The organism is Klebsiella sp. EMBS2024 (assembly GCF_036233805.1).
Lineage (GTDB): Bacteria > Pseudomonadota > Gammaproteobacteria > Enterobacterales > Enterobacteriaceae > Klebsiella > Klebsiella pneumoniae.
Genome location: NZ_JAZARW010000001.1, coordinates 1,783,906 through 1,802,450 on the forward strand (window position 1 = coordinate 1,783,906; position 18,545 = coordinate 1,802,450).

General features: G+C 61.5%; 16 protein-coding genes and 2 pseudogenes. 12 read left to right on the forward strand and 6 right to left on the reverse strand.

What is annotated here, in order from left to right; all coding sequences use genetic code 11:
• Positions 1–209, forward strand: a pseudogene (locus VZP09_RS08030) (DeoR family transcriptional regulator); the annotation flags it as partial.
• 20 nt (positions 210–229) lie between these two features.
• Here the strand turns inward: VZP09_RS08030 and VZP09_RS08035 are convergent.
• The gene (locus VZP09_RS08035; protein WP_004176269.1) at positions 230–1,090 is read right to left on the reverse strand and encodes a broad-spectrum class A beta-lactamase SHV-11; all 861 of its coding nucleotides are present in this window, start codon (positions 1,088–1,090) and stop codon (positions 230–232) included.
• A gap of 297 nt (positions 1,091–1,387) precedes the next feature.
• Between VZP09_RS08035 and VZP09_RS08040 the strand changes: the two genes are divergently transcribed.
• The gene (locus VZP09_RS08040; RefSeq protein ID WP_004176262.1) at positions 1,388–1,648 is read left to right on the forward strand and encodes a hypothetical protein; all 261 of its coding nucleotides are present in this window, start codon (positions 1,388–1,390) and stop codon (positions 1,646–1,648) included.
• A gap of 86 nt (positions 1,649–1,734) precedes the next feature.
• Entirely contained in the window at positions 1,735–2,823 is a 1,089-nt protein-coding gene (locus VZP09_RS08045; protein WP_001620097.1) for an AAA family ATPase, read from the forward strand.
• Between the two features lie 30 nt (positions 2,824–2,853).
• On the opposite strand, the gene VZP09_RS08050 is transcribed toward VZP09_RS08045, so the two are convergent.
• Both VZP09_RS08050 and VZP09_RS08055 read right to left on the reverse strand, forming a co-directional pair.
• Positions 2,854–4,119: an MFS transporter gene (locus VZP09_RS08050; protein WP_328795031.1), complete on the reverse strand. Its 1,266-nt coding sequence runs from the start codon at positions 4,117–4,119 to the stop codon at positions 2,854–2,856.
• Positions 4,120–4,173: 54 nt separating this feature from the next.
• The gene (locus VZP09_RS08055; RefSeq protein WP_328795032.1) at positions 4,174–7,281 is read right to left on the reverse strand and encodes a beta-galactosidase; all 3,108 of its coding nucleotides are present in this window, start codon (positions 7,279–7,281) and stop codon (positions 4,174–4,176) included.
• Positions 7,282–7,477: 196 nt separating this feature from the next.
• Here VZP09_RS08055 and VZP09_RS08060 point away from each other — a divergent pair, with 196 nt between their 5' ends.
• Both VZP09_RS08060 and VZP09_RS08065 read left to right on the forward strand, forming a co-directional pair.
• Complete coding sequence (locus tag VZP09_RS08060; protein WP_032414900.1) at positions 7,478–8,542, forward strand: LacI family DNA-binding transcriptional regulator; 1,065 nt, start codon at positions 7,478–7,480, stop codon at positions 8,540–8,542.
• Positions 8,543–8,796: 254 nt separating this feature from the next.
• Positions 8,797–9,237 (forward strand): GNAT family N-acetyltransferase, encoded by a 441-nt coding sequence (locus VZP09_RS08065; protein ID WP_328795033.1) that lies wholly within the window; start codon positions 8,797–8,799, stop codon positions 9,235–9,237.
• 52 nt (positions 9,238–9,289) lie between these two features.
• On the opposite strand, the gene VZP09_RS08070 is transcribed toward VZP09_RS08065, so the two are convergent.
• The gene (locus VZP09_RS08070) at positions 9,290–9,505 is read right to left on the reverse strand and encodes a DUF4177 domain-containing protein (RefSeq protein WP_004205985.1); all 216 of its coding nucleotides are present in this window, start codon (positions 9,503–9,505) and stop codon (positions 9,290–9,292) included.
• A complete protein-coding gene (gene ftrA, locus VZP09_RS08075; protein WP_004198831.1) occupies positions 9,474–10,571 on the reverse strand; it encodes a transcriptional regulator FtrA in 1,098 nt (365 codons plus the stop codon). Before ftrA ends, VZP09_RS08070 begins: the two co-directional genes overlap by 32 nt.
• A gap of 67 nt (positions 10,572–10,638) precedes the next feature.
• Between ftrA and VZP09_RS08080 the strand changes: the two genes are divergently transcribed.
• From VZP09_RS08080 to urtE, 7 genes and pseudogenes are all read left to right on the forward strand, one after another.
• Positions 10,639–11,037 carry a rhodanese-like domain-containing protein gene (locus VZP09_RS08080; protein WP_004214783.1) on the forward strand — a complete coding sequence of 133 codons (399 nt, stop codon included), beginning with the start codon at positions 10,639–10,641 and terminating at the stop codon, positions 11,035–11,037.
• A gap of 148 nt (positions 11,038–11,185) precedes the next feature.
• Complete coding sequence (locus VZP09_RS08085; RefSeq protein ID WP_328795034.1) at positions 11,186–12,289, forward strand: cobalamin-independent methionine synthase II family protein; 1,104 nt, start codon at positions 11,186–11,188, stop codon at positions 12,287–12,289.
• Positions 12,290–12,460: 171 nt separating this feature from the next.
• Positions 12,461–13,732, forward strand: a complete 1,272-nt coding sequence (urtA, locus tag VZP09_RS08090) for an urea ABC transporter substrate-binding protein (RefSeq protein ID WP_004176249.1) — start codon at positions 12,461–12,463, stop codon at positions 13,730–13,732.
• A gap of 61 nt (positions 13,733–13,793) precedes the next feature.
• Positions 13,794–15,368 carry an urea ABC transporter permease subunit UrtB gene (urtB, locus tag VZP09_RS08095; protein WP_004179758.1) on the forward strand — a complete coding sequence of 525 codons (1,575 nt, stop codon included), beginning with the start codon at positions 13,794–13,796 and terminating at the stop codon, positions 15,366–15,368.
• Entirely contained in the window at positions 15,368–16,441 is a 1,074-nt protein-coding gene (urtC, locus tag VZP09_RS08100) for an urea ABC transporter permease subunit UrtC (RefSeq protein WP_004190225.1), read from the forward strand. The genes urtB and urtC overlap by 1 nt, the downstream gene beginning before the upstream one ends.
• The gene (gene urtD / locus VZP09_RS08105; protein WP_004190223.1) at positions 16,441–17,238 is read left to right on the forward strand and encodes an urea ABC transporter ATP-binding protein UrtD; all 798 of its coding nucleotides are present in this window, start codon (positions 16,441–16,443) and stop codon (positions 17,236–17,238) included. The genes urtC and urtD overlap by 1 nt, the downstream gene beginning before the upstream one ends.
• Before the next feature lie 9 nt (positions 17,239–17,247).
• A pseudogene (gene urtE, locus VZP09_RS08110) lies at positions 17,248–17,945 on the forward strand (urea ABC transporter ATP-binding subunit UrtE).
• A gap of 35 nt (positions 17,946–17,980) precedes the next feature.
• On the opposite strand, the gene VZP09_RS08115 reads toward urtE, so the two are convergent.
• Complete coding sequence (locus tag VZP09_RS08115) at positions 17,981–18,463, reverse strand: helix-turn-helix domain-containing protein (protein WP_002904389.1); 483 nt, start codon at positions 18,461–18,463, stop codon at positions 17,981–17,983.
• Between the last annotated feature and the right edge of the window lie 82 nt (positions 18,464–18,545).

Below are 18,545 nucleotides of genomic sequence, written 5' to 3' on the forward strand. Positions count from 1 at the left end.
ATGAGAACAAGGTTACCGTCAAGGAGACCGTCAGCCAGGTCAGCGCGAGAAGCATCCTGCTGTGCGACAGTTCGAAATACAATCAGGTGGCCACGTTTATGGCGTTACCTCTGACCCGGTTCACCACCATCATTACCGACCGGCATCTCTCCGATGCCGCCGCCAGTCATATCGCCCGGCACGCCTGCGAGGTGCTGCGGGCCGGATAACGCGCGCGGCCACCGCCGGGTTAGCGTTGCCAGTGCTCGATCAGCGCCGCGCCGATCCCGGCGATTTGCTGATTTCGCTCGGCCATGCTCGCCGGCGTATCCCGCAGATAAATCACCACGATGCGCTCTGCTTTGTTATTCGGGCCAAGCAGGGCGACAATCCCGCGCGCACCCCGTTCGCCAGCTCCGGTCTTATCGGCGATAAACCAGCCCGCCGGCAGCACGGAGCGGATCAACGGTCCGGCGACCCGATCGTCCACCATCCACTGCAGCAGCTGCCGTTGCGAACGGGCGCTCAGACGCTGGCTGGTCAGCAGCTTGCGCAGGGTCGCGGCCATGCTGGCCGGGGTAGTGGTGTCGCGGGCGTCGCCGGGAAGCGCCTCATTCAGTTCCGTTTCCCAGCGGTCAAGGCGGGTGACGTTGTCGCCGATCTGGCGCAAAAAGGCAGTCAAACCTGCGGGGCCGCCGACGGTGGCCAGCAGCAGATTGGCGGCGCTGTTATCGCTCATGGTAATGGCGGCGGCACAGAGTTCGCCGACCGTCATGCCGTCGGCAAGGTGTTTTTCGCTGACCGGCGAGTAGTCCACCAGATCCTGCTGGCGATAGTGGATCTTTCGCTCCAGCTGTTCGTCACCGGCATCCACCCGCGCCAGCACTGCGCCGCAGAGCACTACTTTAAAGGTGCTCATCATGGGAAAGCGTTCATCGGCGCGCCAGGCGGTCAGCGTGCGGCCGCTGGCCAGATCCATTTCTATCATGCCTACGCGGCCCGACAGCTGGCTTTCGCTTTGTTTAATTTGCTCAAGCGGCTGCGGGCTGGCGTGTACCGCCAGCGGCAGGGTGGCTAACAGGGAGATAATACACAGGCGAATATAACGCATAACCACAATACATCCTTGAGTGAGGGCCGATAAAGGCGAGTAAAGAAGCGACAAATAAGAATAACCCGGCGTTTTGCTGATTCACAATTCCTCTTTTTTCCTTCATCATTTGTCATCTTTTATTTCGAATAATCAATATCTAGCCCTGCCTAAGCACGCTATTTTTTGACTCAAGGCCGTGATGAACTATAAGAAAGTACTAAATACCGCACTCTGTCGGGCGTCGCTGTTTGCCGATCACCACGCCCGCCGGTCCCTGCGGTTCGCCAACGCTATATGCCATCCCGGGAGGAACTGGTGCACCCGATAATTAAGGTCATGCTGGTGGGCGGTAAGGCGGACGGGCTGTTGGTCAGCGTCGCCGATGACGCGACCGAGGTCTCGGTGACGCCTGCGCAGTACGGTGCGCTATCCGGGCAACCGTTGAGCTACCGAATTGTTAGCCAAACCATTGACGATGAACGCTATTTTTTTGGCGTTTTCAGCGACGCCCATCAGGATAGCGATAAGCTGACGCGGGTCGCCCTGACCCGTGGAATGAAAAAAATGTTCTGTTAAACCCTGCCCGAAAGGGGGCGTAAGAGGGTGTGCCGGGCGCCGCTGTGCTACTGTGGCAGCCTTCTATTTCCAGGGCCGGACGCATAATGATTCAGTACATTCGTATTCAAAATTTTCGCTCAGTGAAGGATATCGCGCTGGAGCTCGGGCCGCTGAACATTGTCTTCGGCCCTAACGGCTGCGGTAAATCCAATATTTATAACGCCATCCACCTGTTGACCGCTGCCGCTGAGGGCAGGCTTTCGGGGTTTATCAGCGAAGAGGGCGGTCTGGAGAATATGATGTGGTCCGGGGAGCGTTCGCCCCTCGATCGTCACCCCCGCCGGCTGCAAATCGCCTGCCGGACCGACAGCTTCGATTATGAGCTGCAGATAGGCTTCCCTGAAAAATTGCCCTATCCGACGCAATTCATGCTCGATCCTATCGTTAAAGAAGAGAATATCTGGCTGGCCGGCTACTCCCGCCGGCCTTCCTCCCGCGTACTGCAGCGCAAGAATCAGGCGGCGTTTCTCGTCGATGTCACCGGGGAGAAAAGTACTTTCACCGAGAGTATTTATGAAAATGAGTCGGTGTTCGGTCAGCTTGGCGAGCCGCACCGTTTTCCCGAAGTGTCGCGAGTGCGGGAGACGCTGCGCCGTTGGCGGTTTTATCATGAATTCGCGATTGGCCGTCATTCGCCGCTGCGTCAGCCGGCCGTGGGTTACCGTTCGCCAGTCCTCGACAGCGATGGCCAGAATCTCGCCGCCGCCTTTCAGACCATTGTCGAGATCGGCGCGGAGGAGATTTTGCATGAAATCCTTGCCGACGCCTTTCCCGGCTGCCAGTTTTATTGTGAAAACGAGCACTCGCGTTTCGCTCTGAAAATGCGTCGCGAAGGGATCCGCCGCCCGCTGCTGGCGGCGGAGATGTCCGACGGTACGCTGCGCTTTTTGTGCCTCGCTGTCGCGCTGCTCAGTCCGCGCCCGCCGGCGTTTCTGGCGATCAATGAACCGGAGAACAGCCTGCATCGCGACATGTTGCCCGCGCTGGCCCGGCTGATTATCGAGGCCTCGCGCTACAGCCAGATCTGGCTGACCAGCCACTCGGCGGAGCTGGCGGAGCTTATCGCCGCCGGGGCGCCTTGTCAGCGCTATGCGCTGGAGAATCGCGGCGGTGAGACGCGGATTGTCGAGTGAAGCCCGTCATCCCTGACGGGGGCGCTGGAGTCAGGCGGGGCTCTGCGTCTCTGCGGTCGGCAGCAGACGGTTGCCGCCGCGTAGGGTGACGAACGAGAGCAGGGTGAAGCTCAGGGTTATGCAGCCGAGGATCAGATAGGCCTGATGGAAGCCGACGGTGTCGTACATCCGGCCCACCCAGGCGGAAAGCACCACCCCGGACAGCTGTTTTGACAGATTAAAACCGATCAGGAACAGGGTGGCCGAGAGGCGCGGGTTAAAGGCGGAAGAGATATATTTAAAAGTTCCCACCAGCAGGAAGGGGATCTCAAACATATGCAGCATCTTGAGGATCACCACCTCGACTGCCGATGAGGCGAAGGACGACCCGAGAATACGCACCGACATGATCATCCCCGCGGTCAGCAGGGCGTTTTTGGCGCCGATGCGGTTAACGATGGCCGGCGCGCAGAACATGATCAGCGCGTTGAGCAACTCGCCGCCGGTGGTGACGAAGCCAAACACTTCGGTACCGCGCTGCGGACTGGCGAAAAAGCTTTTGAAAAAGTTGGCGAACTGCTGGTCAAACACGTCGTAGACGCTGGCGGCACCCACCACATAGACGATAAAGCCCCAGAAGCGCGGCATACGCAGCAGCTCTGCCGCCGTACGCAGCGAAAAGGCCTGGCGATTGGCGCCCAGCGCCTCGATAACCTGGGCGCTGTTGCTGCTTTCCGGCCGCGACAGCCAGAGCAGCAGACCGAGCACCAGCGCAAAGCCGGAGGCGATCCAGAAGGTGATATTGGGATCGATGCCGAACAGCACGCCGGTTATCGAGGCGCATAGCGCCCAGCCGACGCAGCCTGCGACCCGCACTTTGCCATATTCAAAGCGGTTGGCCCGGCTGACGCGTTCGATATAAGCTTCCACCGCCCCGGAGCCGCTGGAGAAAACAATCCCCAGGTAGATCCCGCCTACCAGCGAACCAGCGATAATATTCATCTGCAGCAGCGGAGAGAAAACGAAAATAAAGAATGGCGCGAACAGAATTAACAATACCGTAATGGTCCACAGCAGATGTTTGCGCAGGCCGAGCTTATCCGACATCAGGCCGAACACCGGCTGAAAAATAATGGCGAATAACGAGATAGACGAGAAAACGATCCCGGTTTCCGTTTTAGTTAAATGGTTAACGTCCGCCAGCCACACCGGAAAAAACGGGAAGTAGGCCGACATAATGAAATAGTAAAAGAAAAAGAACAGCAGGAAATAGACGAAATTATGCCGTTCTCGTGGCGCCAGTTCTGAGAATTTCATCACCATGATCCCTTGTTATTCTGTTTGTGGGGTGGGGGCTGTCGCCCCCACGGATTAAAAGCAACGCAATGAGACCTCGTACTGCCAGCGCGTTTGGCTCAGGAGCCACTGCGGCAGCACGCTGGGGGTCCAGGAGTCATCGCCTCCCACCCCCATATGCATGCCGTCGAGGGTGATCCACACGCCGTCTTCGGCCTGCATCTTGTGCCAGTGGTCGGTCTCCATCAGCTGACGGGTGCTCCATGNCTGAACGGAGAAGTGGAAATGACCGCTGATGTGCCAGCGCCCCCAGTCCAGCGCCTGGGTATCACAGCGCAGGCCGTTTTCCGTCGGGAAGATATAGGGGGTGGTCATCGCCGCCAGCGGCTGCTCCCAGCGGGCGAAGCAGGCGCTGCTCCGCCGGTCGGGGTAGTTCTCATGAGGCCCCAGACCCAGCCAGCTCACCGGCGCCTGCTGATCCGCCACCTGGAAGTGCAGCCCGACCCGCGGCAGCGGCGGCAGGGTTTCCGCCCGTTCGCCGTCCACCGCCAACCGCAGGGTTCCGTCAGCAGTGAAGTGCATGCGCCAGTGGCTGACAATCACTACCTCTTCGCCGCGCAGGTAGTGCCAGCGGCAGTCGACGAGGGTTTCATTTGCCAGGCGCTGCGCATCGCACTGGACGCAGTGCGCCTCAAGATCGTACAGGCCGGCGCTTTTCCAGCGCTCCACCCAGGCGTTGGGGTCGATACGCTCTACTTCGCTGACCCCGATGTCGTTGTCGAGCGGCGCGCGAATAAACTGGTCACGCAGGGGGGTCAACAGCTGCTCCTGACCGCCAACCGACCAGCGGCTCAGCAGACCCGTCCGGCGATCGATGGTCCAGCATTGCGAACCGGCGCGGATCTGCCAGACCTCGTCGCTGACGATAAGATCCGGAGCGCCGGCAGAAACGGTGGGCGCCGGCAGCGCCAGCGGGGCGGGCAGGGGAAACTGTTGCCAGGCGACGCGGTGCTCCGCTTCTGACCAGGCGGTCGCCTGGGGCTGGGTCACCTCCAGCGTCAGCCACACCGCGCGGGCGCCTTCAGGCAGGATCAGGCTATCGAGCAGCGTTATCTCGTCGCTGCCCTCAGGGGGCAGCGCCAGGGTCAGGTCGCCGTGATACAGGGGTTCACCGGCCGCCTGCACCTGCCAGCGCAGCACTTCGTTATCGGTTGGGCGGAACAGGTATTCGCTGATGATGCGCACCCGCAGCGGCGAGGTCGACAGCAGCGTGAACTGAAAATACTGCTGGGCGTGCTTCGCCTCCACCAGCGACGGATGCGGCGTGCGATCGGGAAACACCAGACCGTTCATACAGAACTGGCGATCGTTAGGCTTATCACCAAAGTCGCCGCCATAGGCCCAGCCGACGCTGCCGTCGGCAAAGGTTTTGCGGATCGCCTGGTCGGCCCAGTCCCAGATAAACCCGCCCTGCAGCCGCGGGTACTCGCGAAAGGCCTGCCAGTAATCGGCGAAGTTGCCGAGGCTGTTGCCCATCGCGTGGGCGTACTCGCAAAGGATCAGCGGCCTCTGCTCACCGGGCAGGCTGATCCATTTTTTGATCCCCCATTTGGGGACCGCCGGGATCGGCTGGTCGCGTTCGACGCGGGCGTACATAGGACAGATAATATCGGTGGCGGTGGTATCCGCGCCGCCGCCCTCGTACTGCACCGGACGGCTCGGATCATTGCGTTTCAGCCAGTGGTACAGCGCTTCGTGGTTGCCGCCGCCGCCGGACTCGTTGCCCAGCGACCAGATGATAATGCACGGATGGTTGCGGTTGCTCTGTACCATCCGGGTGACGCGGGCGCTGAAGGCTGGCAGCCACGCCGGATCGTCGGACAGCCGATTCATCGGCACCATCCCGTGGGTTTCAATATTGGCTTCATCGACCACGTACAGACCGTAGCGGTTGCAGAGTTCATACCAGCGCGGCGCGTTGGGATAGTGCGAGCAGCGCACGGCGTTAAAGTTGTTCTGCTTCATCAACAGAATGTCCTGCACCATATCCGCCTCGGTGACCACCTGCCCGCGCAAATGATGATGCTCATGGCGGTTAACGCCGCGGATCAGCAGCGGTTTACCGTTGAGACGCAGCAGGCCATCGGCAATCTCGATGCGGCGAAAACCGATGTCCCACGCTTCGGCCTCCAGCAGTTCGTCGCCGCGCCACAGGGTGACCACGGCGCGATAACAGTTCGGGGTTTCCGCGCTCCAGTGCGCCGGCGTCGCCACCGCCAGGGAGAAATCGACCCGTTCCGCGTAGTGGCCGCGCTCATCCACCGTCGGGGTACCTAACGGCTGCCGCCCGGCGGCGATCTGCTCCTCGCCGCGCCACAGGCTAACTCCGACGCTCAGCCCGGCAAGCGCCGCCTCAGTCGCTTCGATGGTCGCCTGGACCTGCAGAGTGCCGTCGCGATAGAGGGCGTCAAGGGCTGGCGTCAACTGCACGTCGCATAGCCGTTGCTGCGGCTTATTCAGCAGCCATACCGAGCGGAAAATGCCGCTCATCCGCCACATATCCTGGTCTTCCAGCCAGCTGCCGGCGCTCCAGCGCATGACCATCACGCACAGGCGGTTGTCGCCCGGACGCAGGAAGGGGCTGAGATCGAACGCCGCCGGCAGGCGACTGTCCTGCGAATAGCCGACCCACACGCCATTGCACCACAGATGAAACGCCGAGTTGACGCCATCGAAAATAATCTGCGTTTGCCCGTTCTCGCGCCATGTGTCCTCAACCGTAAAGTGCAGGGAGTAGCAGCCGGTCGGGTTATCCTCCGGCACCCGCGGTGGGGTGGTGTCGATGGGATAGCGGACGTTGGTGTAGATCGGCGCGTCATAGCCCTCCATCTGCCAGTTGGAAGGCACAGGCGTGTCGCGGCAGTCCGGTAGATCCTGCGTCAACCACTGTGCATCGACGGCAAACGGGCTGCGGGCGTAAGAGAACTGCCACTCGCCGTCCAGTTGACGGCGGCGGGATGAAGGTAGGTTATCGCGGGCGGCAAGCTCATCGCGCCAGCTGGCGAAAACGGGATGCGCTGGCAGGCGGTTAAGGTGGGTAATGCTCTGGTTCTGCCAGTCTTCACGGGCGAGGACGGCGTGAAAGTCAGGAGTGTGGCTGCGGCCGGTATCGCTAATTTGCATATTAAACCCCGGTAAGTCAGAAATTGTCGTTCGCTAAACAGGATGATTGACGTTATCGGGTAATTTGTTTTGTCCAGCAATCTCGGGGGAATCGAAATTAATAGACGATCACGAAAGCGGGGGAGAAGCGCTGTTTTTTGTCGCACGTTAAACATAAAATGTTAGCGCACGACATTGTTATTGCTGAGGAGAAAAGATGCCGCGTCGTACCGCAACCCTGGAGGATGTCGCCCGCGCCGCGGGCGTGTCCCAGCAGACGGTCTCCCGGGTGCTGAACCGTCCTGAGGTGGTGTCAGCCCGCACCCGCGAGCAGGTGATCCGCGCGATGCAGGCGCTGCACTATGTGCCTAACCGCTCAGCGCAGCTGCTTGCCGGCAAAGCGGCGCCCTCCATCGGGCTGATTACCGCCTCGCTGACGCTGCACGCCCCCTCGCAGATCGCCGCCGCGATAAAGAGCCATGCCAGCCTGCATCAGCTGGAAGTGGCGATAGCGATGCCGGCGCAGGCTGATTTTGTCGCGCTGCAGGCCCGGCTGGACGAGCTGCGCGCTCAGCATATTCGCGGGGTGATCGTCAGTCTGCCGCTGGAGAGCGCCACTGCCGAGCGGCTGGTGCAAGACAATCCGGATTTGGCCTGCCTGTTTCTCGATGTCTCCCCGGAGGCCGATGTCTGCTGCGTGCGCTTCGACCACCGCGACGGCTGCGGGGCCTGCGTGCGCCACCTGTGGGAGCTGGGGCATCGCGAATTTGGTCTGCTGGCGGGACCGGAAAGTTCGGTTTCCGCCCGTCTGCGTCTCGCCAGCTGGCGCGAGGCGTTGCACAGTCTGAATATTGCCCGCTCTACTACGGTGTTTGGCGACTGGAGCGCCGCCAGCGGCTGGCAGAAAACTTTCGAGCTCCTCCGCCTGCAGCCGCGGATCAGCGCCATAGTGGTGGCAAACGATCAGATGGCGCTCGGCGTGCTCAGCGCGCTGGCCCAGCTCAATCGCAGCGGCAGCCAGGCGGTATCGGTGACCGGCTACGATGACACCGCCGACAGCCTTTACTTCCAGCCGCCGCTCACCACGGTGGCGCAGGACTTCGATCTGTTGGGCAAAAGGGCGGTGGAGCGGCTGATTGCCCTGATGGCGGCCCCGCAGATGCGGATCCGCGAGCTGCTGCCGACCCGGCTCATCGTGCGCCAGTCGGCCTGGCCTGTCGCCGCCGCGGAGGACCGGCAGCAGACTCTGGCGCAGCTGAAAGCGCTGGTGGAGAAGCTTTAGCTGCTGGTCGTTGAGGCTTTATTGAAGTTGAGCATGCTAACTTCGGCAGCAAACGTAGAGAGGTAAAGCTTATCTGTCTGCGAAAAATGCAAAACACAATCTATCCATGCAAGCATTGATTTACCGCCAGTCATATGGCGGTTTTTTTTTGCCCCTTCCACCCTGTACCGACTGCTTCAGTCCGGCTTTCCATCTGGCATATCCTGCCGCGGCATGCTAGATCTTGCTTCCGGGAGACGACGGGAGACAAGGTCATGATGGTGATTAAGGATAAAGAGGCGATCGCGCGGGTGGACTGGCAGCGAGTGCGAACGATCATCGCCGAGGCCGGGCTGAATGAGCGTGATGTTCAGCAACTGGAGCAGGCGTTCCGCCAGAGCACCTTCTGCTGGTTTGGCTATGAGAACGGTCAGCTGATTGCCGTGGCGCGAGCCATCAGCGACTGCACCTGGAGCAGCTATCTGGCGGATGTGGCGATCGTCCCCGCTCGTCAGGGACAGGGCTACGGGCAACAGCTGATGCTGGCCATCCGGGAGCAACTCCTGCCCTTTGGCAAAATATTTATCTATGCGGTGGCCGATAAAATTACGTTTTATCAGCGCTTTGGCTTTGCCATGTTGACTACCGGCATGGTCTGCGCCAGCGAGGAAGGCATGCAGAAAATGCAGGAGCAGGGCTATATCCGTCAGCCCTGAAAGCTGACGCTTAGAAACGCCTGGCTTAAACGGGTAAACCAGGCGCAGGCTGTCAGAGGGGGCGTTCGAGCACGAAAAGATACGCTTCCCGCGACCAGAACAGGGCGGTACGGCGGCGCTCCACCGACATGGTTTTCACTTCCCATCCCTCACGGGTATAGCTGCTGAGAAACTGGCTCATTTTGTCAGGGTCGGCCTTGGCTTCGCCAAAAAACAGACTGCCCAGCAGCCCCTCTTTATAGATCACTACCCGACACTCTTTCTTCATCATCGACCCTCCTGGCGACCGGTTTACTGTGGCCGTCTATTGTCCGTGGCTGCGACGATTTTGCAATCGGAGAAGGCGTAAACTGTTTACGGTACTGCAGCGGGCTGAGCGCGAAGTGCTGGCGAAAATGGTGGCGCAGGGTGCCGGCACTGGCAAACCCGCAGCGCTCAGCGATCTGATCGATGCCCATCGTGCTCTCCGTCAGGTGCTGGCGGGCGCGCAGCAGTCGTTCCTCCAGCAGCCAGCGGGCGGGCGTTTTACCGGTGGCCTCCTCAAAGCGGCGCAAAAAGGTGCGCGTCCCCATGCCGGCGCGCTGGGCGAGGGAAGCGACGGTATGGCTGGCGGCAAGATGCTGGTGCAGATAGTCAAACAGCTGACCGAGGCGCAGGCTCTCCCGGCTGCGGGCTACCGGGCGCAGGACCTGCTGCGCCTGACCGCCGTCGCGATGGGGAGAGACGACCAGGCGGCGGGCGACGACGTTGGCGGCTTCGCTGCCGAAATCTTCACGCACCAGATGCAGACAAAGGTCGATCCCCGCCGCACTGCCGGCGGAAGTCATCAGCAAAGCATCGCCCACGTAAAGGACGTCCTCCACCACCTGGATCTGCGGAAAACGGGACTGCAGCGCCGCGGTGTAGCGCCAGTGGGTTGTCGCCTGGCGGCCATTGAGCAGCCCGGCGGCGGCGAGAACGAACACCCCGGAACAGATAGAAATAATCCGACATCCGCGGGCGTGGGCGGAAGCCAGCGCGGCGCACAGCGCCTCGGGGACCGGGGCGTCGACGCCGCGCCAGCCGGGGACCACGATCGTATCCGCCTGGGCGAGAAGTTCAGGACCGCCGTCGGTCATCAGGCGGATGCCGCCGGTAGCGCACAGCGGCCCTTCATCGACGGCGGCGACGGCGAACTGGTACCAGTTGTCGCCCATTTCCGGGCGCGGCAGGCCGAAGATCTCCACGGCTACGCCAAACTCAAAGGTGCACAGGCCATCGTAGGCGAGGGCGATCACCTGATGACGTGACGGTGTCACAGAAGGGGTTGTCAGAATGTTAGCGTTTTCTGTCATGGTTGCCGGCAGATCAGGGTGATGGGCGTCAGTAAAGTAGTGTTATCACAGACAAGGAGAAGACGCCATGAGTGTAGTAACCCAATTTACCCCCGCCACCTCCGCTGAGGCTATCCGCTGGTTCAGCCATAAGCTGCATCTTGAGACCGACTGCGCCGATGTGCACAGCGCCCAGCGTGCCGGCGAGGTCGACTTCGTCCTGCTGCACGTGGTCGGCAGTGAGGAAGCCTTCGCCAGACGTCACCTGCCAGGCGCGCAGCATCTCCCGCACAGCCAGATCACCGCCGAGCGAATGGCCGCCTGGCCGGCGGATACCCTCTTTGTGGTCTACTGCGCCGGGCCGCACTGCAACGGCGCTGACGTTGCCGCGCTGAAGTTGGCTGAGCTCGGGCGGCCGGTGAAAATGATGCTCGGCGGACTCACCGGCTGGGAAGATGAGGGCTATGCGTTTGTTTCCGGTAAATGAAATTTTTTCATGTACCATGAAATATTCTCGTTTGCGACCCACCACTCTGCATGCCAGTATCTGGACATATAGCCATCCAGAAGTCTAAAAATTCAAATAATGAACTATCACGGTGGGCAACTAACGCGCCCACCGCTAAGGAGACAGCATGCAACGTCAACAGGCCCCGTTCCGCGCAGACATCGTCGGCAGTTTTTTGCGCCCGGACAGCATTAAACAGGCGCGTCAGCAGCTGGCTGAGGGGATTATCGACGCCGCTCAGCTATGCGAGATTGAGAATAACGCGATCCGTCATCTGGTTCAGCAGCAATGCGACTGCGGCCTGCATGTGGTCACCGACGGTGAGTTTCGTCGCGCATGGTGGCATTTCGATTTCTTCGATGGCCTGCAGGGCGTTGAACGTTACGATGCCGAGCAGGGGATCCAGTTCAACGGCGTGCAGACCAAAGCGCACGGCGTTCGCGTCACCGGCAAGCTGGCGTTTGGCGACCACCCGATGCTGGAGGATTTCCGCTATCTGAAAAGCATCAGCGGCGACGCGCAGCCGAAGATGACCATTCCCAGCCCGAGCGTGCTGCACTTCCGCGGCGGGCGGAAAGATATCGATGCCACGGTCTACCCGGATCTTAGCGACTACTTCGACGATCTGGCCACCACCTGGCGCGACGCCATCCGCGCGTTTTATGACGCCGGCTGCCGCTATCTGCAGCTGGACGATACCGTGTGGGCCTATCTGTGCTCCGATGCCCAGCGCCAGCAGGTACGTGAGCGCGGCGAGGATCCGGATGCGCTGGCGCGTATTTATGCCCGGGTGCTGAACCAGGCGCTGGAGGGTAAGCCGGCCGATCTGACGGTGGGCCTGCACGTCTGCCGGGGTAACTTCCGTTCAACCTGGATCTCGGAAGGCGGTTACGAGCCGGTTGCCGAGGTGCTGTTTGGCGGCGTTAATGTCGATGCCTTCTTCCTGGAGTACGACAACGACCGCTCCGGGGATTTCGCGCCGCTGCGCTTTATTCGTCCCGGCCATCAGCAGGTGGTCCTCGGGCTGATCACCACCAAAAACGGCGAGCTGGAGAATCCGCAGGGGGTAAAAGCGCGTCTCGCCGAGGCCGCGCAGTACGTGCCGCTCGAGCAGATCTGCCTCAGCCCGCAGTGCGGTTTCGCCTCCACTGAAGAGGGGAATGCCCTCAGCGAAGACCAGCAATGGCAAAAGGTCCGTCTGGTGACCTCCATCGCCGCCGACGTCTGGTAATTGCTTTCTTAGCGCAGCGTTGCACCGTGATGAGGCAACGCTGCCATCCTCTTCGCCACTATCGCCCACCTGCGCCGCATCCTGCTGTTTTCACAACCTGGCACCTTTTTTGCCTTATCACCTCTGGTTAGCTGTTAATTCTTTATTTTTTGCGCTACTCAGGAGTGAATCATGCAACGTAGAACGTTATTAAAAGCTTTTGCACTCTCCGCCTCTGTTATGGCTATGGGTCTCTCCTTCCAGGCCTATGCCGCCGACACCATCAAAGTCGGGATCATGCATTCGCTCTCCGGGACGATGGCGATTTCCGAAACGCCGCTGAAAGACGTCGCGCTGATGGCCATCGACGACATCAACGCCAAAGGCGGGGTGCTGGGCAAGAAACTGGAGCCGGTGGTGGTCGACCCGGCCTCCAACTGGCCGCTGTTTGCCGAGAAGGCGCGCCAGCTGCTGGCCCAGGATAAAGTGGCGGTGGTGTTTGGCTGCTGGACGTCGGTCTCGCGTAAATCGGTCCTGCCGGTGTTTGAGGAACTGAACGGCCTGCTGTTTTACCCGGTGCAGTACGAAGGGGAAGAGATGTCCCCCAACGTCTTCTATACCGGCGCGGCGCCTAACCAGCAGGCTATCCCGGCGGTGGAATACCTGCTGAGCGAGGACGGCGGCGGCGCTAAACGTTTCTTCCTGCTGGGGACGGACTACGTCTATCCGCGCACCACCAACAAGATCCTCCGCGCCTTTCTGCATGCCAAAGGGATCCAGGACAAAGATATCGAGGAGGTCTACACCCCGTTCGGCTACAGCGATTACCAGACCATCGTCGCCAATATTAAAAAATTCGCCGCCGGTGGCAAAACGGCAGTGGTCTCCACCATCAATGGCGATTCCAACGTACCGTTCTACAAAGAGCTGGCTAACCAGGGTCTGAAAGCGACCGATGTGCCGGTGGTGGCCTTCTCGGTGGGGGAAGAGGAGCTGCGCGGCATCGATACCAAACCGCTGGTCGGCAACCTCGCGGCATGGAACTACTTTGAGTCCGTCGATAATCCGACCAACAAAGCCTTCGTCGCCGATTATCGCGCGTATGCCAAAGCGCACAAGCTGCCGAATGCCGATACGGTGGTGACCAACGATCCGATGGAAGCGACCTGGGTGGGCCTGCATATGTGGGCGCAGGCGGTGACCAAAGCGGGCACCACCGATGTTGACAAAGTACGCGAGGCGATGGCCGGGCAGACCTTCAACGCGCCGTCCGGATTTACCCTGACCATGGATGCCACTAACCATCATCTGCATAAGCCGGTGATGATCGGTGAAATTGAAGGCAACGGCCAGTTCAACGTGGTCTGGCAGACCGATAAACCCGTTCGCGCGCAGCCGTGGAGTCCGTGGATCCCCGGTAATGATAAGAAACCTGACCATCCGGTGAAAACCGTCAGCCAGTAAGCGCCACGGCCGGCGGGGCTGGAGCATAGCGCCCGTCGGCCGCTGACCAGAGGAGAACGACATGAACGCATTGCGTCTCATGAATGTGTTGGCGCTACTGCTGATCCTGCTGCCATGGCGGGCGCAGGCCGCGGAGGCGGACGACTTCGTTGCCGCCAGTCGCAGCCAGCAGGCGCAGCTGTTGACCCAGTGGGCGGCAGCGCCGCAGGCGGATCGTCTGCCGCTGCTGCGGGCGTTGACCACCGAGAGCCTGGTGATGGACGACGGAAAACATGCTTTCCGCACCCGACAGGGCGGATTACAGCCATTGGGCGCTGTCGCCGCGCCGCAGGGCGAAACCCGGCCGGTCCGTCTGACCAACCGGCTGCGCAATCTGGCTGCCGGCGCGCTGGCCAGCCACCTTATTTTAAGTGACAACGTCACGGAGAGAGCTTCCGCCGCACGAACGCTACAGCGGGAAGCGACTCCGGCCATGGCCGCGCTGCTGCAACAGCGGCTGCAGGCGGAAACCGATGATAATGTGCGGGGTCTGCTGGAGGTGGCGCTGGCGCGCCTGCAGCTCACTCAGCCTGAGGCCAGCGCGCGGCTGGCCGCCGTGACGCTGCTCGGCCATTCCGCGGACCCGGAAACCCAGGCGCTGCTGATCCCCTTTACCGATGCCCAACATGAGCCGGATGCGGCGGTGCGCGAGGCGGCCAGCGACAGCCTGCAAAAGATCAAACATCGTCTGCTGCTCGGCGATCTGCTGGGCCAGGCCTTTATGGGACTGTCGCTGGGATCGGTGCTGTTGCTGGCCGCGCTGGGGCTGGCGATCACCTATGGCCTGCTGGGGGTGATTAACATGGCCCACGGCGAGATGTTAATGATCGGCGCCTACAGCTGCTGGCTGGTACAGCAGGCGCTGGCGCAGCTCGCGCCGCAATGGCTGGCCTTTTATCCGCTGGTCGCGCTGCCGGTGGCGTTTCTGGTGACCGCCGGGATCGGCATGGCGCTGGAGCGCACCATTATTCGTCATCTGTATGGTCGGCCGCTGGAAACGCTGCTCGCCACCTGGGGGATCAGCCTGATGCTTATCCAGCTGGTGAGGATGCTGTTTGGCGCGCAGAACGTGGAGGTGGCAAACCCGGCCTGGCTCTCCGGCGGCGTGCAGGTCCTGCCGAACCTGATCCTGCCGTGGAACCGGCTGGCGGTGCTGGCGTTCGTCCTGCTGGTGCTGTGCTTTACCTGGCTCATCCTGAACCGTACCCGTCTGGGGATGAACGTCCGCGCCGTGACGCAGAACCGGGCGATGGCCGCCTGCTGCGGCGTGCCTACCGGGCGGGTGGATATGCTGGCTTTTGGCCTCGGCTCCGGTATTGCCGGGCTGGGCGGCGTGGCGCTGTCGCAGCTTGGCAACGTCGGGCCTGAACTGGGTCAGGGATACATCATCGACTCGTTTCTGGTGGTGGTGCTGGGCGGCGTCGGCCAGCTGGCCGGCAGCGTGGCGGCGGCCTTTGGGCTGGGCATTTTCAACAAAATTCTCGAACCGCAAATGGGCGCTGTGCTGGGCAAAATCCTGATCCTGGTGATGATTATTCTGTTTATTCAGAAACGCCCGCAGGGTCTGTTCGCGCTGAAAGGGAGGGTTATTGACTAATGAGCCAACCAATCACCTTAACGCTGGCGCAGCGCGCGCCGCGGCCTCTGCGCTGGCTGGGGATCCTGCTGGTGCTGGGGCTGCTGTGTATGCCATTCCTGGCGCTGCTGCCGGCCTCGCATCCGCTGGCGGTGCCGAGCTGGCTGCTGACGCTGAGCGGCAAAATCCTCTGCTACGCCATTGTGGCGGTGGCGCTGGATCTGGTCTGGGGCTATGCGGGCATGCTGTCGCTGGGGCACGGGATCTTCTTTGCCCTCGGCGGGTACGCCATGGGGATGTACCTGATGCGCCAGGCGGCGGGCGACGGTCTGCCGGCGTTTATGTCTTTTCTCTCCTGGAGCGAGCTGCCCTGGTTCTGGTGGGGCACGCAGCATTTCGCCTGGGCGATGGCGCTGGTGGTGCTGGTTCCCGGTCTGCTGGCCCTGGTTTTCGGCTGGTTTGCCTTTCGCTCGAAGATCAAAGGGGTCTATTTCTCGATCATGACCCAGGCCCTGACCTATGCCGGTATGCTGCTGTTCTTTCGCAACGAGACCGGGTTTGGCGGCAACAACGGCTTCACCGGTTTTACCACGCTGCTGGGTTTTCCGGTCACCGCCACCGGCACCCGCGCCAGCCTGTTTATGGCCACGGTTTTGCTGCTGTTGCTGACCCTGTGGCTGGGCTCGGCGCTGGCGCAGAGTAAGTTTGGCCGGATCCTCACCGCGGTACGTGACGCCGAAAACCGGCTGATGTTCTGCGGGTACGACCCGCGCGGCTTCAAGCTGCTGGTGTGGACGCTGTCGGCGGTGCTCTGCGGTCTGGCGGGGGCGTTATATGTCCCGCAGGTGGGGATCATCAACCCCAGCGAAATGTCGCCGACCAACTCCATCGAGGCCGCCATCTGGGTGGCGCTCGGCGGGCGCGGCACCCTGATTGGCCCGGTGCTTGGCGCCGGGTTGGTCAACGGTGCGAAAAGCATTTTCACCGTGGCGATGCCAGAGTACTGGCAGCTGTTTCTCGGCCTCATCTTCATCATTGTGACCCTGTTTTTACCCCGCGGGGTGATGGGCCTGCTGCGTCGAGGAGACCGCTAATGCAACCGGATGAAGGACTATTTACCCGCCAGCTGCCCGGCGATCGCTTTCGCGAACAAACCGATCCGGTGCTGCAGCTGGAGAACATCAACGTCAGCTTTGACGGTTTCCGGGCGCTGACGGATCTGTCGCTGGCGATAGGCGTCGGCGAACTGCGCTGTGTGATCGGCCCCAACGGGGCGGGCAAGACCACCCTGATGGACGTGATCACCGGCAAGACCCGGCCGCAGAGCGGCAAAGCGCTCTATGACCAGTCGGTGGATCTGACCACTCTTGACCCGGTGGCCATCGCCCGCCAGGGCATCGGGCGCAAGTTTCAGAAGCCGACGGTCTTCGAAGCGCTGACGGTGGCGGAAAATCTCGCCCTGGCGATGAAGGGGGATAAATCGGTGTGGGCCAGCCTGCGCGCCCGGATGAGCAGCGAACAGGACGATCGGCTGAATGAGGTGCTGCGCTTGCTGCGTCTTGACGGCGAGCGCTACCGCCAGGCCGGTCTGCTGTCCCATGGTCAGAAACAGTTTCTTGAGATCGGCATGCTGCTGGTGCAGGAGCCGCATCTGCTGCTGCTTGATGAGCCGGCGGCCGGCATGACCGATGCGGAAACGGAGTATACGGCGGAGCTGTTTCGCACGCTGGCCGGACAGCACTCCCTGATGGTGGTGGAGCACGACATGGGATTTGTCGAGACCATCGCCGACCGGGTGACGGTCCTGCATCAGGGCCAGGTGCTGGCGGAGGGATCGCTGCGGGAGGTACAGGCCAATGAGCAGGTCATTGAAGTTTATCTGGGACGTTAAGGAGCGCCAATGTTACAGGTGAGTCAGCTACATCAATACTACGGCGGCAGCCATATTTTGCGCGGGGTGGATTTTTCCGCCCGCCAGGGCGAAGTCACCTGNCTGCTGGGGCGCAATGGCGTCGGTAAGACCACGCTGCTGAAATGCCTGATGGGGCTGATCCCGGCGCGCAGCGGTGAGGTACGCTGGCAGGATCAGAACATCACCCATCGCAAACCGCACCAGCGGGTGCAGGCCGGGGTCGCCTACGTCCCCCAGGGGCGCGAGATATTTCCGCGNTGACGGTGGAAGAAAACCTGCTGATGGGGCTGTCGCGCTTTCCCGCCCGCGAAGCGCAGCAGGTGCCGGAGGAGATCTACCAGCTTTTCCCGGTGCTCAGGACCATGAAGCAGCGGCGAGGCGGTGACTTATCCGGCGGCCAGCAGCAGCAGCTGGCGATTGGCCGCGCGCTGGCCAGCCGCCCACAGCTGCTGATCCTTGATGAACCCACCGAGGGGATCCAGCCCTCGGTCATCAAAGAGATTGGCGAGGTGATCCGCCAGCTGGCGAGCCGCGGAGACATGGCGATCCTGCTGGTGGAGCAGTTCTATGACTTTGCCGCCGGACTGGCTGACCACTACCTGGTGATGTCGCGCGGCGCCATCGTCCAGCAAGGCAAGGGTGGTGATATGGAGAGCGACGGCGTGCGCGCCATGGTGACCATCTGACCATGCCGGCGGCGGTCGCGCCGCCGGTTTGCGGCCTATTTGCGCAGCAGCCGCTGCAGGCGCGCCTGGCGCCAGTTTTTAATCCATTCGCCGAACACGAACAGGCGTAATCCTCTCACCACCAGCAGGGCGCCCCAGATCAGGGCGACCCAGCCGGACCAGTAGTACTGTGGATTAGTGAAGCGGTTAAGCACCGCCAGCAGCACGCAAACCACCAGCGCCACCGACAGCGAACGGAAAAAGCGGCTCTCCTGATGCACCCGCGCTTTGGCTTCCTCTATGCGCAGATCCAGTGAAGCTTCCTGGCCCGGCGCGTCTTCCCGCCGGGCTTCGCCGCCGATCTCGGCCACCGTCACTTCAAAGACCGCGGCGAGGGCGCTGAGGGTCTCCAGCCCCGGGCGTTCGCCATTCTCAATGCGCTGGATCGTGCGGACGCTGAGACCCGCCATTTCGGCCAGCTGCTCCTGGGACCAGGCGCGCTGCAGCCGTAATTGTTTGACCTGATTGTTGCTGTTCATATTCGTATGCTCCATAACGTTCTGCGGATGTAAACCTGTGATGGAGTATGGTGAACCGGGCCGCCAGCCACCACGACAGCGA

Bases quoted from the DNA above. Each gene is read 5' to 3' on its own strand.
- VZP09_RS08035 (WP_004176269.1), bottom strand. From the start codon at position 1,090: ATGCGTTATATTCGCCTGTGTATTATCTCCCTGTTAGCCACCCTGCCG.
- VZP09_RS08045 (WP_001620097.1), top strand. From the start codon at position 1,735: ATGATTCAGTACATTCGTATTCAAAATTTTCGCTCAGTGAAGGATATC.
- VZP09_RS08050 (WP_328795031.1), bottom strand. From the start codon at position 4,119: ATGAAATTCTCAGAACTGGCGCCACGAGAACGGCATAATTTCGTCTAT.
- VZP09_RS08060 (WP_032414900.1), top strand. From the start codon at position 7,478: ATGCCGCGTCGTACCGCAACCCTGGAGGATGTCGCCCGCGCCGCGGGC.
- VZP09_RS08065 (WP_328795033.1), top strand. From the start codon at position 8,797: ATGATGGTGATTAAGGATAAAGAGGCGATCGCGCGGGTGGACTGGCAG.
- VZP09_RS08070 (WP_004205985.1), bottom strand. From the start codon at position 9,505: ATGAAGAAAGAGTGTCGGGTAGTGATCTATAAAGAGGGGCTGCTGGGC.
- ftrA (WP_004198831.1), bottom strand. From the start codon at position 10,571: ATGACAGAAAACGCTAACATTCTGACAACCCCTTCTGTGACACCGTCA.
- VZP09_RS08080 (WP_004214783.1), top strand. From the start codon at position 10,639: ATGAGTGTAGTAACCCAATTTACCCCCGCCACCTCCGCTGAGGCTATC.
- VZP09_RS08085 (WP_328795034.1), top strand. From the start codon at position 11,186: ATGCAACGTCAACAGGCCCCGTTCCGCGCAGACATCGTCGGCAGTTTT.
- urtA (WP_004176249.1), top strand. From the start codon at position 12,461: ATGCAACGTAGAACGTTATTAAAAGCTTTTGCACTCTCCGCCTCTGTT.
- urtB (WP_004179758.1), top strand. From the start codon at position 13,794: ATGAACGCATTGCGTCTCATGAATGTGTTGGCGCTACTGCTGATCCTG.
- urtC (WP_004190225.1), top strand. From the start codon at position 15,368: ATGAGCCAACCAATCACCTTAACGCTGGCGCAGCGCGCGCCGCGGCCT.
- urtD (WP_004190223.1), top strand. From the start codon at position 16,441: ATGCAACCGGATGAAGGACTATTTACCCGCCAGCTGCCCGGCGATCGC.
- VZP09_RS08115 (WP_002904389.1), bottom strand. From the start codon at position 18,463: ATGAACAGCAACAATCAGGTCAAACAATTACGGCTGCAGCGCGCCTGG.